This window comes from Pseudomonas gessardii, from assembly GCF_001983165.1.
GTDB classification, from domain to species: domain Bacteria; phylum Pseudomonadota; class Gammaproteobacteria; order Pseudomonadales; family Pseudomonadaceae; genus Aquipseudomonas; species Aquipseudomonas gessardii.
Genome location: NZ_MNPU01000007.1, coordinates 98,041 through 110,703, shown reverse-complemented (window position 1 = coordinate 110,703; position 12,663 = coordinate 98,041). Strand labels below are relative to the sequence as shown.

Here is a 12,663-nt window from a genome sequence, read left to right as displayed (position 1 = left end):
GATCGCATTCCAATGTGGGCTGACCATGCACCCACTGCATAAACCCCATTCCCCAAATGCACTTGCCTCACCCCCGCTTCACCGGCGAAAAACACCGCCTGTTCCCCATTCGGTAAACCCTCATGCCCCCTGTACGCAACGTGCTCTACATCATGTGCGACCAGCTGCGTCGCGATTACCTGTCCTGCTACGGCCACGCCCATCTGCACACGCCCAATATCGACCGCCTGGCCGCCGCCGGTGTGCGTTTCAGCCGCGCCTACACCCAGGGCACGATCTGCGGGCCGTCGCGCATGTCGGCCTATACCGGGCGCTATGTCAGCAGTCATCAGGTGGCGTGGAACGCGGTGCCGCTGCCCCTCGAAGAACTGACCCTCGGTGACTATCTGCGCCCCCATGGCATCCGCACCGCGCTGGTGGGCAAGACCCACGCCACGCCCAATCTCGACGCCCTGCAACGCCTGGAGATCGACCCCGACAGCGCGCGAGCGCAGCCACTCAACGAGGTCGGTTTCGAGGCGTATGTTCGCCATGACGGCATCTTCCCCGACAGCCCACTGTTTGCAGACAAACGCGAGTCGGCGCCCTACACCCACTACCTGCGCGAACAGGGTTATGCCGGCACCAACCCCTGGCATACCTGGGCCAATGCCGCCACCGGCCAAGACGGGGAAATCCTCAGTGGCTGGCACATGCGCAACGCCCACTTGCCGGCGCGGGTGGCCGAGGCGCATTCAGAGACGGCCTACACCACCGACCGCGCCATCGACTTTATCCACGAACAAGGCGCGCAACCCTGGTGCCTGCACCTGTCGTATATCAAGCCGCACTGGCCGTATATCGCGCCCGCGCCGTATCACGCGCTGTATGGTGCCGATCAGGTGCAGGCGCCTATTCGCGCCGAGCCCGGGCAGGCCAGTGATCACCCGGTGTACCAGGCCTTCCGCCAACACCAGGAGAGCCTGAATTTTTCCCGCGACGAGGTACGGCTGCGGGTAATTCCCACCTATATGGGCCTGATCAAGCAGGTGGATGACCAGCTCGGCCGGCTGTTCGATGTGCTGCACAGCACTGGCCGCTGGGATGACACGCTGATTGTGTTCACCAGCGACCATGGTGACTTCCTCGGCGATCACCACCTGGGCGAAAAAGAGTTTTTGCTGGAACCGGCGGTGGGCGTTCCGCTGATTGTCCGCGACCCGCGTGCCGCTGCCGATATCAGCCGGGGCACGGTGGACGCGCGCCTGGTGGAAACCATCGATGCCCTGCCCACATTCCTGGAGGCCCTGGGCTTGCCCACCGCCGAGCACCGCCTGGAAGGCCGCTCGCTGATCCCGCTGTTGCATGGCCTAGAGACGGACTGGCGCCGCTACGCCATCGCCGAATACGACTACGCCTTCCAGGCCCCGGCCCGCGAGCGCCTGGCGCAGCCGATCAACCGGTGCCGCATGACCATGGTGCGCAGCGAACGCTGGAAATACCTGGCGTATGACGGCTTTCGCGCGCAGTTGTTCGACCTGGAAAACGACCCCCAGGAACTGCGGGATTTGGGCGCTGATCCGGCGTATGCCCCGGTGCGCGAAGTGCATCAGGGCTATCTGTTCGAGTGGATGCGCGGCTTAAAGCGACGCACCACCATCAGCCACGCGGAGATTGACCTGCGGGGCCAACGGTTTCGGTATGGAGAGCCAGAAGCGGAAAAGGTGGTGCAGATCGGCGTCTGGTAAACACCCCCCCTGTGGGAGCGGGCTTGCCCGCGATAGCGGTGGATCAGCCAACACCGTTGTTAACTGACATACCGCTATCGCGGGCAAGCCCGCTCCCACAGTTGATCTGCGCTGGGCTACAGGCCCTTGATGGTCTGGCTGCGCTGCCCCTGCACCCCGACCGGCACATCACCCTTGAGGGTCACGCGGCGCACGATGCGTTCCTGGGTGCCGTAGTCATCCACCGCGTAATGTTGGGTGGCGCGGTTGTCCCAGATCGCCACGTCGCCGGTGTTCCAGCGCCAGCGCACGGTGTTTTCCAGGCGGGTGACGTGGCTTTGCAGCAGGTTGAACAGGTGTGCGGAGTCTGCCTGCGAGTAGCCCTTCAGGCGCTTGACGAAATGCCCCAGCAGCAAGGTCTTCTCGCCGCTGACCGGGTGTACGCGCACCACCGGATGCTCGGTCTCGTACACCGTCGAGGTGAAGATCTTGCGGTATTCCTCAAGCTTTTCAGGTGTCACATCCGGCTTGCGCGCGGCGTAGTCGTAGTCGTTGCTGTGTACCGCCCACAGGGTATCGGCCAGGGCGCGCACTTCAGGGGTCAAGTCGTTGTAGGCGCTGGCGGTGTTGGCCCAGACCGTGTCGCCACCCGATGCTGGCGCCAGCACCGAACGCAGGATCGAGGCCTTGGGGTAGGCATCGACGAAGGTCACATCGGTGTGCCAGGAGTTGGCGCGCTGGCCACGCCCGCCATCCAGCTCCATCAAGAAGCGCGTGCCATCGCGTACCGGCACCGTAGGGTGGGCAATCGGCTCGCCAAGCAAGTGCGCAAACGCTTCCTGGCTCTGGTCGTCGAGGTGAGTCTGCTGACGAAAGAAGATCACCTTGTACTGCACCAGCGCTTGCTGGATGGCGTCGACAGTGGCGGCGTCGAGGTCGCCGGACAGTTTGATGCCCCGGATCTCGGCGCCGATGCGCCCGGAGACAGGGTGGATATCCAGCGCCAGGGCGACGGGTTGAACAGCAAGTGCGGCATTGCTCATGGGATGACCCTCGTGTGAGTGGGGTGACGCTGCGCCAACGCTCTATTCATATGCAATTTAGGTCTAGCAAATGAACGCATGCTTCGTTGACGGAATAAGAGCTTGCATTTAAAACCTCAGCTCCCCTGGTCGCAAATGCCTTCGACCTATTTTTAAAATGCCGGGAAAGCATATGGATCTTCGCCAACTGCGCTACTTCATCGCCCTTAACGAACACCGCAGTTTTGTCCGCGCGGCCGACGCCATGGGCATCACGCAACCGGCGTTCAGCCGCAGCATCCAGGGCCTGGAACAGGAGTTCGGCTGCGTGCTGGTGGACCGTGGCCACAAGGATCTGCGCCCCACCCCGGAAGGCCAGGTGGTGCTGCAACATGCCCTGAGCCTGGTGCATGGCGCCGCCTTGTTGAGCAGTGAAGTCACGCGCATGACCAAGCTCGATGCCGGTGAGTTGCGCTTCGGTTGCGGCCCGGCGCCAGCCGTGAAGCTGGTGCCGGATGCGGTGGCGCGCTTCGTCAATGCGCACCCGAAAATCCGCACACGGTTCCAAGTGGATAACTGGGAAACCCTGAGCCGCAGCCTGAGCCGGGAAGAGATCGAATTCTTTATTGCCGACATCCGCCAGTTCGAGGCCGATCCGAATTTCCAGACCCAGGCGCTTTCGCCCAAGCGCGGGGTATTTTTCTGCCGGCCGGGGCACCCGCTGCTGGCCAAGGACAGCCTGTCGACCAACGACATGTTCGACTACCCGCTGGCGTCGCCGCTGATCTCCCAGGGCATTCGCAAACTGCTGGCGAACCTCAGCGGGCGCATGGACTTTTCACCGAGCATCCAGACCGAGCACTTTGCGGCGCTGGTGAAGATCGTGTTGCAGTCCAACGCCATTGGCGTGGGCACCGAGGAAGCGTTTGCCGAGGACATCGCCCGTGGCGCGCTGGTGCTGCTGCACTGGCGCAACCTGCCGCAGAACCTGGAGACCCTGAGTGCACGGTGCGGGATCGTCAGCCGCACCGGCTCGCGCTTGTCGCCGGCGGCCAAGGCGATGATCGAGACGTTGGTGGCGGTGGATCGCCAGGAAGTGGATGTGGCGGTCTGAAGGGCGCCATCGCAGGCAAGCCAGCTCCCACATTTGACGGTGTTCACAAATCAAAATGTGGGAGCTGGCTTGCCTGCGATGAGGCCCGTTCATGCACTATAGATTTCAGATCCCCGCCGCCACCAACCCCGGCACCACCCAATCACTAACCCGGAACGACTTGCGAATCAGCCGCTCCTTCGACGCCAAATCCACCGCATCCTGCAGCTTGCCCAGGAACACCGGATCCAGGGTCGAGGGGAAAATCTCGCTGAGTTTCTGGTCCTGCAGATCATTGGTCAGAATCACCGGTGGATAACTCGCCAGCCCCGACACCAACTCGATATACGCCTGCTTGTTGTGGTCATCGGTCAACCACTGCACCGCCTGCTGCTGGGCCTTGAGCAGCTTGGCCACCACCTCGGGATGGGCATCGACAAACGTGCCGCTGCCCACCAGCACCGCCTGCACGCTGCCTGCGCCGCCCAGGTCTTTGGTGGTCAGGGGGATTTCGGCCAGGCCCCTGGCCTGCAATGAGCTCAGGTTCGACCCGCCCCAGGTCGCATCGATCTGCTTGGCGGCCAGGGCGGCCACGGCGGCGTTGAAATCCAGGTTGATGATTTTCAGGTCCTTTTCACTCAAGCCCTGGCTGGCCAGGGCGCCGTTGAGGGACAGTTGGGTGGCCGTGCCGCGAAACACCGCCACGCGCTTGCCCTTGAGGTCCTGCAAGGTCTTGATCCCCGAGCCCGGCACCACGCCCAGGTACTGCTTGACTCCGCGAGCGGTGGCGCTCAACAGGCGGGTGTCGAGGCCATTGGAGCGGCCGATGATCGCCGCCAGGTCGCCCAGGTACGCCAGGTCTACCTGGCCGTTGGCGAAGGCTTCATTGATCACGGGGCCGGCACCCTTGAAGTAGTTCCACTGGATCTTGATGCCCTGGTCGGCGAAGGCTTTTTCAAAGATCTGCTGGCTCCTCAGGACGTCCGTCACGCCGCCGCCACTGTTCTGGGTGCCGGCGCTCAGGTCGGGCACGGCGATGCGGATTTCCTTGAGGTCGGCGGCCTGCACCAGCCCGGCGAGCGCCGTGCCGGCCAGCAAGGTGATCAAGCGTTTGAAGGGCAGTTTCATAAGGTGTGCTCCTGTGGGCGACGGTGGCCTTTGGAGCAGAAAGTACGCACAACGCGATCAAAACTTTAAATACTATAAATTCACAATTTAATAGCTTTTTGGACTATGAAGCGGCGAGCGCCGGTTCCAGAGGGTTATGCATCAACAGCATGGAAAATATTCTCCAAATGCATTGGATGCGTGCCGGGCAGAGGCTTTAAATGGTTTTTCTTATCCCTAAATAATCTTTATTTTTTATTTATAAGATCAAAATAACATAACGCACTCGTCGACCACGGAGGTCTTCCATGGCCCGAATCTCACTGTTGAGCCTGCCGCTCGCCGCCCCTGCCAAGGCCGGGCGGGCACATTGGCCGAACCTGAGTGAACGCCTGCTGCCATGGCTGCTGCCACTCACGCTGTTTGCCCTGTGGTGGCTGGCCAGCCGTCAGCACTGGATGAGCGAGCAGATATTGCCGGCGCCCGCGCTGGTATGGAGCAGTGCCGTGGAACTGGCCGGCGGCGAGGTGTGGAGCCACTTGGCGATCAGCCTGCAACGGCTGTTCTGGGGGCTGTTGGCGGGGGTCGGGGCCGGGGCGCTATTGGGTGCGCTGCTGGGCTTGAGTGCCCGCGCCGAGCGCCTGGTGTTCCCCACCTTCAGCGCCCTGTCGCAAGTCCCGACCCTGGCCTGGATCCCGCTGTTCATGGTGTTTTTCGGGATCGGCGAAACCCTCAAGCTGGTGGTGCTGGTCAAGGCAATTGTGGTGCCCGTGACCCTGCACACCCTGGTCGGCGTGCGCGACGCCCAGCCCGGTTTACGCGAGGCCGCGCGGGTGCTGCGCTTGCCCACGCATCTGTTGATCCGCCGGCTGATCCTGCCCGCCGCACTGCCCGCGTTCATGGCCGGGGTACGCCTGGCCCTGGCGGCCGGCTGGACCTCGTTGCTGGCCGTGGAACTGCTGGCCTCCAGCGAAGGTATCGGCTACCTGATGGTGTGGGCGCGGCAGTTGTTCATGCTCGATATCGTATTTGTGTGCATCGTGGTCATTGGCGTGCTGGGCGTGGCGATGGATCGCGGCATTGGCTGGCTGGATCGCAAGTGGGTGCACTGGCCCCATCCGGCGACCGCGCAGATCCGCCGTGGCCCGCGCTATCAGGGCTGGCAGCGGGTGCAACCGTGGTTGCTGCCCCTGGGCTTGTTGAGCCTGTGGCAACTGGCGACGGCACAGGGTTGGGTCGATCCCAATATCCTCGTCAGCCCCTGGGCAGTGCTGCAAACCACGGCCGACGGGGTGTTCGATGGCAGCCTGCTCAACGCCCTGGGCAAAAGCCTGGGACGCACCTTGAGTGGCTTGCTCCTTGGCGGCGGGCTGGGTTTTGCCCTTGGCCTGCTGTTGGGCCTGTCGCGCCGCAGTGAGCGGGTATTGGGCCCGACCCTGGCGGCGCTGCGGCAGATCGCGATTTTTGCCTGGGTGCCGCTGCTCACCGCCTGGTTCGGCCTGGGGGAGTTGGCCAAGGCAGTGTTTATCGCCCTCGCCGCTTTCTTCCCGCTGTTTATCGCCACCCAACGCAGCGTGCTGAACCTCTCGCCACAGCTCAATGAAGCCGCCCAGGTATTGCGCCTGAGCCTGGCCTTACGCCTGCGTCGCCTGGTACTGCCGGGGGCGGCGGCGGGGATTTTTGCCGGGCTGCGCCTGAGCCTGATCTACGCCTGGCTGGGCACCATCGGCGCGGAATATTTCATGCCGTCCAATGGCGGTATCGGCAGCCTGATGATCGGCGCCCAACAGCTGCTGCGCATGGACCTGATCATGAGCGGCATGCTCCTGGTCGGCCTCACCGGCGCGGCACTCAACCTTATCGGCCAACGCATCGAAACCCGCGCCACGCGCTGGAGACACGCATGACTGCACCTATCGTCAGCTTCAACCATGTGGGCAAGACCTTCGACGTCGATGGCTTCGAGCTGGAGGCCATCCGCGAATTCAACCTGGACATTGCCGAAGGCGAATTCGTCGCAATTGTCGGCTCCAGCGGCTGCGGCAAATCCACCTTGCTGCGCCTGCTGATTGGCCTGGATACGCAGTTTCGCGGCGAGATCCGCGTCGATGGCCAGGCGGTGCAGGGCATCGGCGGCGAACGCGGCATCGTGTTCCAGGAACACCGTTTGTTCCCGTGGCTGACGGTGGCGCAAAACATCGGCCTGGGCCTGGTCAACGAACCTTTGAGCGAGGCCCAGCGCCAACAGCGCATCCGCGATTTTATCGAGCTGGTGGGCCTGACCGATTTCACCCGCGCCTACCCACACCAATTGTCCGGCGGCATGGCACAACGGGTGGCAATCGCCCGTGGCCTGGTGGCCAGCCCGCGCATCCTGTTGCTGGACGAGCCCTTCGGCGCCCTCGACGCCCTGACCCGCCAGCAGATGCAGGATGAGCTACTGGCGATCCGCGCCCGCGCCAGGATCACCACGGTGCTGGTGACCCACGATGTGGAAGAAGCGATTTTCCTCGCCGACCGCGTGGTGGTGATGGAACCCCGGCCCGGGCGGATCAAGCAGGTGGTGGACATCGCCCTGCCCCATCCGCGCCAGCGCAGCAGCTTCGACTTCCACCAATTGCGCGAAGAACTGCTGCACGAGCTGATCAGCGACGACCACTACCAGCCGCCGCTGCGTGAACAGATCCGTGACCTGCCCCTGGCCTTTATTGCCTGCTGATTGAGGAGTGTCTTGATGCCGCAACGTCCCAACTTTCTAGTGATCCTGGCCGATGACATGGGCTTCTCCGACCTCGGCGCGTTTGGCGGGGAAATCGCCACGCCGCACTTGGACGCCCTGGCGCTCAACGGCCTGCGCCTCACGGATTTTCACACCGCGCCGACCTGCTCGCCGACCCGTTCGATGCTGCTCACCGGCACTGACCACCATATCGCCGGCATCGGCACCATGGCCGAGGCGCTGACCCCGGAGCTGCTCGGCAAACCGGGCTACGAAGGCTACCTCAACGACAAGGTGGTAGCCCTGCCCGAACTGCTGCGCGACGCCGGTTACCAGACCCTGATGAGCGGCAAATGGCACCTGGGGCTGACCGCCGAACTGGCGCCCCACGCCCGGGGTTTCGAGCGCTCGTTTTCGCTGTTGCCGGGGGCGGCCAACCACTATGGTTTCGAGCCGCCCTACGACCACACCACCCCTGGCCTGCTCAAATCCACCCCGGCGCTGTATATCGAGGACGACCGCTTCGTCGAGCAATTGCCCGAAGGTTTCTATTCCTCCGATGCCTTTGGCGACAAGCTTTTGCAATACCTCAAGGAACGCGACCAGGCCCGGCCATTCTTCGCCTACCTGCCGTTTTCCGCGCCGCACTGGCCGTTGCAGGCGCCGGTAGAGATCGTCGACAAATACCGTGGCCGCTACGATGCCGGCCCCGAGGTGCTGCGCCTGGAGCGCCTGGAAAAACTCAAGGCCCTGGGGTTGATCGATGCCGAGGTCGAGCCCCATCCGCTGATCGAGCTGAACACCCAGTGGGCGGCCCTGAGCGATGAACAACGCCAGGTCTCGGCGCGGGCCATGGAAGTGTATGCGGCGATGGTCGAGCGCATGGACTGGAACATCGGCCGGGTGGTGGAGTACCTGCGCCAACAGGGGCAGTTGGACAACACCTTTATCCTGTTTATGTCCGACAACGGCGCCGAGGGCGCGCTGCTGGAAGCCTTTCCCAAATTCGGGCCTGAGCTGCTGACTTACCTCAACCAGCATTACGACAACAGCCTGGGCAATATCGGCCGCGCCAACTCCTATGTCTGGTATGGGCCGTCCTGGGCCCAGGTGGCCACCGCGCCGTCGCGCCTGTTCAAGGCCTTCACCACCGAAGGCGGGATCCGCGTGCCGGCGCTGGTGCATTACCCGCAGCTGGCACTCAAGGGCCGCATCAGCCATGGCTTTGGCACGGTGATGGACATCACCCCGACCGTTCTCGACCTGGCCGGCGTGCGCCACCCCGGCACACAGTGGCGCGGCAAGCCGATTGCGCCGCTGCGGGGCAAGTCGTGGCTGGGCTTTTTGTCCGGGGAGACCTTGCAGGTGCATGACGAGCACACCGTCACCGGCTGGGAGCTGTTCGGCCGCCGGGCGATTCGCCAGGGGCAGTGGAAGGCGGTGTACATCCCAGGGCCCGTGGGGCCGGCGACCTGGCAGTTGTATGACCTGGGGCGCGATCCTGGGGAGATTCATGATTTGGCGTTGAGCCAGCCGGAAAGACTGGCGACCTTGATTGGCCATTGGCAGCAGTATGTGGAGGAGACAGGGGTGGTGCTGAGTGCTTCGCCGTTTCAGCCGGACTGAGGTTTTTCAGTGTCTGGGCTGGCCCCATCGCGGGCAAGCCCGCTCCCACATTCGACTGTATTCACAAATCAAAAAATGTGGGAGCGGGCTTGCCCGCGATGGGGCCAGTGAAGGCGCCGCATCAACCCTGCGCCATCTCCCGCAACCGCAGCACATCAAGTATCTCAATCTCCCCATACCCCAACCGCACAACCCCCTGCTCTTGCAACGCCTTGAGCAGCGTATTGGTGGTCTGGCGCGACACGCCCAGCATCGCCGCCAAATCCTCCTGGGCCAGTTGCACCACGCGCCGCGAGCCGTCGATCTCGCCATACCCCTCGGCAATCATCCACAACCGATGGGCCACCCGCACCGACGCGGGGGCCAGGCTCAACTGCTCGATATTGATAAAGGTCAGGCGCAACTTCTGGCTCATCAACAAGGCCATGTCCCGCCAATAGGCCGGGCTTTGCGCAAGCAGTTGCAACATCGCCGGCTGCGGCACCTGCAACAGCGTGCAAGGCCCGACCGCACAAGCGTCATGGGTGCGTGGCAGGCCGTCGAACACGGCGATTTCGCCAAACCAGAAGGGCGCTTGCGCCAGGCTCAACAACGCCTCCTTGCCCTGCTCGTTCACTGCGCTGATACGCAGGCTGCCATCGAGCACCGCATACAAGCCACACGGCGGATCACCGCGCTTGAACAGCACCTGCCCCGCCGTCAGCTGCCGCACGCGGGCATGGGCCAGCAGGCTATGCTGCAAGGGAGCGGGCAGATGGCGATACCAGTGGCCACTGGACAGCCGCCCATGCCAAGACTCTGCGTCCATGAGAACTCCAAAGATTGTCGCCCAGTTGACAGTTTTTCGCAGTCCTACAGGGCATGATCAAGCATCCTACAGGAGGAATAACAATGAAAAGCCTCGTCGACCACCTCAGCCAATACGCCGCCTACCACCGCGACCCGCGCAACATTGCCAGCCACTTTATCGGCATCCCCATGATAGTGGTGGCCGTCGCCGTGCTGCTGTCACGCCCCGAATGGCAGGTGGCCGGCCTGTGGCTATCGCCGGCGGTGCTGCTGGCGCTGTTTTCTGCAGGGTTCTACCTGCGCCTGGAACTGGCGCTGGGGATGTTGATGAGCGGGTTGATGGGCTTGTCGGTATGGGCCGGGCATGTGCTGGCGGCGCAAAGCACGCTGGTGTGGCTCAGCAGCGGCATCGGCCTGTTTGTGGCGGGCTGGGTGATCCAGTTTGTCGGCCATTATTACGAAGGGCGCAAGCCTGCGTTCGTCGATGACGTGTCCGGGCTGATCGTCGGGCCGTTGTTTGTGGTGGCGGAACTGGCGTTTCTGCTGGGGTTGCGCCATGGGCTCAAGCGGCAGATTGAAGAGCGGGCAGGGCCGGTGCGCGCGCTCGCTCGACACACACCTGTGTAGGAGCTGGCTTGCCTGCGATAGCATCACTGCGGTGTGACTGATACACCGAGGTGTCTGCATCGCAGGCAAGCCAGCTCCTACAGGTGATTGGTGCAGGCCAGAGACTCAGGCTTTTTGCCAGACCTTGGGTTTGAAGAACAACGTCTCGCCCCGCGCCAGCCCGGTCAGGCTGTCGTGATCCTTCACCACTTCGGCTTCGATCAGTTCACTCTGGCCTTCGACCTTCAGCGTGATCCGCGTGGTGGCGCCCAGGGGGCGGATATCGCGCACTTGCGCGGCGTGGTGGTCTGCCAGTTCATGGCGTGACAACGACACTTCGTGGGGGCGGAACAGCAAGTGCTGGTCTTCGCCCAGGTGCAGGCGGTTGGAGTCGCCGAGGAAGTGGTAGACGAAATCGCTGGCCGGGTTTTCGTAGACGTCCCCCGGCGAGCCGATCTGCTCGATCACGCCTTTGTTCATCACCACGATGCGGTCGGCGACTTCCATGGCTTCTTCCTGGTCGTGGGTCACGAACACCGAGGTCAGGTTGATGTCCTCGTGCAGGCGGGCCAGCCAGCGGCGCAGTTCCTTGCGCACCTTGGCATCCAGGGCGCCGAAGGGCTCGTCGAGCAGCAGCACCTTGGGCTCCACCGCCAGGGCGCGGGCCAGGGCGATGCGCTGGCGCTGGCCGCCGGAGAGTTGTTCCGGGTAGCGATCCGACAACCAGTCCAGTTGCACCATGTTCAGCAACTCATGGACCTTGGCCGCGATCTGGGTTTCGTTCGGGCGCTGCTTTTTCGGTTTCATCCGCAGGCCAAACGCGACGTTGTCGAACACGGTCATGTGGCGGAACAGCGCGTAGTGCTGGAACACAAAACCGACGTTGCGATCCCGCACATCGTGGCCGGAGACGTCTTCACCATGGAACACGATACTGCCGGTATCCGGGGTTTCCAGGCCGGCAATGATGCGCAGCAAGGTGGTCTTGCCGCAGCCGGAGGGGCCCAGCAAAGCCACCAGCTCGCCACTCTGGATATCCAGGTTGATGCTGTCCAGGGCCTTGAAGGCGTTGAAGTTCTTGCTGACGTTACGGACTTCGATCGACATGACTTATTCCTCAGCCGCACTGGCGCGCAGGCGATTAATACGGTTCTCGCTCCACTGCTTGAGCAGCAGGATGAAGAGCGCCAGGATCAGCAACAGACTCGCCACCGCAAACGCGGCGACGTGGTTGTATTCGTTGTAGAGAATCTCGACGTGCAGCGGCAAGGTGTTGGTCACGCCGCGAATGTGGCCGGACACCACCGACACCGCGCCGAACTCACCCATTGCCCGCGCAGTACACAGCACCACGCCGTAGATCAGGCCCCACTTGATGTTCGGCACCGTCACATGCCAGAACATCTGCCAGCCATTGGCGCCCAGCAGGCGCGCGGCTTCTTCTTCCTGGGTGCCCTGCTCCTGCATCAGCGGGATCAGCTCACGGGCCACGAACGGCACGGTAACGAAGATCGTCGCCAGCACGATGCCCGGCAAGGCAAACACGATCTGGATATCGTGATCCTGCAACCACGGCCCGAAGAAGCCCTGGGCACCGAACATCAGCACATAGACCAGGCCGGCGATCACCGGCGAGACCGAGAACGGCAAATCGATCAGGGTCACCAGCATGCTCTTGCCCCGGAACGAGTACTTGCTCACGCACCAGGCCGCACTGACACCGAACACCAGGTTGAGCGGCACCGAGATCAGCACCGCAATCACCGTCAGCTTCAAGGCCGATAGCGCGTCGGGCTCAAAGATCGCGGCAAAGAACGCGCCCAGGCCGAGCTTGAGGCCCTGGGACACCACGATAAACAGCGGCAATAGCAAAAACAGGGCGAAGATCAGCCAGCCAAGGCCGATCAGGATACGGCGCGACACCGCACTGCCACGGCGGGCAGCGTTGGCCGAAGACGCGGCGCAAATAGACGATTGGGACATATTCCGCGCCTC

At 63.1% G+C, this 12,663-nt stretch carries 11 protein-coding genes; 6 read left to right on the top strand and 5 right to left on the bottom strand.

Features of this window, described 5'->3' with window-relative positions:
* Positions 1-122 precede the first annotated feature (122 nt).
* Positions 123-1,727 (top strand): alkaline phosphatase family protein, encoded by a 1,605-nt coding sequence (locus tag BLL38_RS07765; RefSeq protein ID WP_076962032.1) that lies wholly within the window; start codon positions 123-125, stop codon positions 1,725-1,727.
* A 116-nt stretch (positions 1,728-1,843) separates the two neighbouring features.
* Here the strand turns inward: BLL38_RS07765 and BLL38_RS07760 are convergent, their stop codons facing one another.
* Complete coding sequence (locus tag BLL38_RS07760) at positions 1,844-2,749, bottom strand: TauD/TfdA dioxygenase family protein (protein WP_076962031.1); 906 nt, start codon at positions 2,747-2,749, stop codon at positions 1,844-1,846.
* Positions 2,750-2,921: 172 nt separating this feature from the next.
* Here BLL38_RS07760 and BLL38_RS07755 point away from each other — a divergent pair, with 172 nt between their 5' ends.
* On the top strand, positions 2,922-3,842 hold the full coding sequence (locus tag BLL38_RS07755) for a LysR family transcriptional regulator (protein ID WP_076962030.1): 921 nt from the start codon (positions 2,922-2,924) through the stop codon (positions 3,840-3,842).
* Positions 3,843-3,947: 105 nt separating this feature from the next.
* Here BLL38_RS07755 and BLL38_RS07750 read toward each other — a convergent pair whose 3' ends face one another.
* Positions 3,948-4,949: an ABC transporter substrate-binding protein gene (locus BLL38_RS07750; RefSeq protein ID WP_076962029.1), complete on the bottom strand. Its 1,002-nt coding sequence runs from the start codon at positions 4,947-4,949 to the stop codon at positions 3,948-3,950.
* A 287-nt stretch (positions 4,950-5,236) separates the two neighbouring features.
* Here BLL38_RS07750 and BLL38_RS07745 point away from each other — a divergent pair, with 287 nt between their 5' ends.
* Genes BLL38_RS07745 through BLL38_RS07735 form a run of 3 tightly spaced genes read left to right on the top strand, consistent with a single transcriptional unit; the run spans position 5,237 to position 9,273 of the window.
* Positions 5,237-6,835 (top strand): ABC transporter permease, encoded by a 1,599-nt coding sequence (locus BLL38_RS07745; protein WP_076962028.1) that lies wholly within the window; start codon positions 5,237-5,239, stop codon positions 6,833-6,835.
* Positions 6,832-7,647 carry an ABC transporter ATP-binding protein gene (locus BLL38_RS07740; protein ID WP_076962027.1) on the top strand — a complete coding sequence of 272 codons (816 nt, stop codon included), beginning with the start codon at positions 6,832-6,834 and terminating at the stop codon, positions 7,645-7,647. The genes BLL38_RS07745 and BLL38_RS07740 overlap by 4 nt, the downstream gene beginning before the upstream one ends.
* Positions 7,648-7,662: 15 nt before the next feature.
* The gene (locus BLL38_RS07735) at positions 7,663-9,273 is read left to right on the top strand and encodes an arylsulfatase (RefSeq protein WP_076962026.1); all 1,611 of its coding nucleotides are present in this window, start codon (positions 7,663-7,665) and stop codon (positions 9,271-9,273) included.
* Positions 9,274-9,394: 121 nt separating this feature from the next.
* Here BLL38_RS07735 and BLL38_RS07730 read toward each other — a convergent pair whose 3' ends face one another.
* Positions 9,395-10,081, bottom strand: coding sequence for a Crp/Fnr family transcriptional regulator (locus BLL38_RS07730; RefSeq protein ID WP_076962025.1), 687 nt, complete (start codon positions 10,079-10,081; stop codon positions 9,395-9,397).
* An 83-nt stretch (positions 10,082-10,164) separates the two neighbouring features.
* On the opposite strand from BLL38_RS07730, the gene BLL38_RS07725 reads away from it, so the two are divergent.
* Positions 10,165-10,689, top strand: a complete 525-nt coding sequence (locus BLL38_RS07725) for an Mpo1 family 2-hydroxy fatty acid dioxygenase (RefSeq protein ID WP_076962024.1) — start codon at positions 10,165-10,167, stop codon at positions 10,687-10,689.
* Positions 10,690-10,794: 105 nt separating this feature from the next.
* Here BLL38_RS07725 and BLL38_RS07720 read toward each other — a convergent pair whose 3' ends face one another.
* Together BLL38_RS07720 and cysW are read right to left on the bottom strand one after the other, a co-directional pair.
* Positions 10,795-11,775 (bottom strand): sulfate/molybdate ABC transporter ATP-binding protein, encoded by a 981-nt coding sequence (locus BLL38_RS07720; protein WP_076962023.1) that lies wholly within the window; start codon positions 11,773-11,775, stop codon positions 10,795-10,797.
* A 3-nt stretch (positions 11,776-11,778) separates the two neighbouring features.
* Positions 11,779-12,651: a sulfate ABC transporter permease subunit CysW gene (gene cysW, locus BLL38_RS07715; RefSeq protein ID WP_076962022.1), complete on the bottom strand. Its 873-nt coding sequence runs from the start codon at positions 12,649-12,651 to the stop codon at positions 11,779-11,781.
* Positions 12,652-12,663: the final 12 nt, after the last annotated feature.

Bases quoted from the DNA above. Each gene is read 5' to 3' on its own strand.
- BLL38_RS07765 (WP_076962032.1), top strand. From the start codon at position 123: ATGCCCCCTGTACGCAACGTGCTCTACATCATGTGCGACCAGCTGCGT.
- BLL38_RS07760 (WP_076962031.1), bottom strand. From the start codon at position 2,749: ATGAGCAATGCCGCACTTGCTGTTCAACCCGTCGCCCTGGCGCTGGAT.
- BLL38_RS07755 (WP_076962030.1), top strand. From the start codon at position 2,922: ATGGATCTTCGCCAACTGCGCTACTTCATCGCCCTTAACGAACACCGC.
- BLL38_RS07750 (WP_076962029.1), bottom strand. From the start codon at position 4,949: ATGAAACTGCCCTTCAAACGCTTGATCACCTTGCTGGCCGGCACGGCG.
- BLL38_RS07745 (WP_076962028.1), top strand. From the start codon at position 5,237: ATGGCCCGAATCTCACTGTTGAGCCTGCCGCTCGCCGCCCCTGCCAAG.
- BLL38_RS07740 (WP_076962027.1), top strand. From the start codon at position 6,832: ATGACTGCACCTATCGTCAGCTTCAACCATGTGGGCAAGACCTTCGAC.
- BLL38_RS07735 (WP_076962026.1), top strand. From the start codon at position 7,663: ATGCCGCAACGTCCCAACTTTCTAGTGATCCTGGCCGATGACATGGGC.
- BLL38_RS07730 (WP_076962025.1), bottom strand. From the start codon at position 10,081: ATGGACGCAGAGTCTTGGCATGGGCGGCTGTCCAGTGGCCACTGGTAT.
- BLL38_RS07725 (WP_076962024.1), top strand. From the start codon at position 10,165: ATGAAAAGCCTCGTCGACCACCTCAGCCAATACGCCGCCTACCACCGC.
- BLL38_RS07720 (WP_076962023.1), bottom strand. From the start codon at position 11,775: ATGTCGATCGAAGTCCGTAACGTCAGCAAGAACTTCAACGCCTTCAAG.
- cysW (WP_076962022.1), bottom strand. From the start codon at position 12,651: ATGTCCCAATCGTCTATTTGCGCCGCGTCTTCGGCCAACGCTGCCCGC.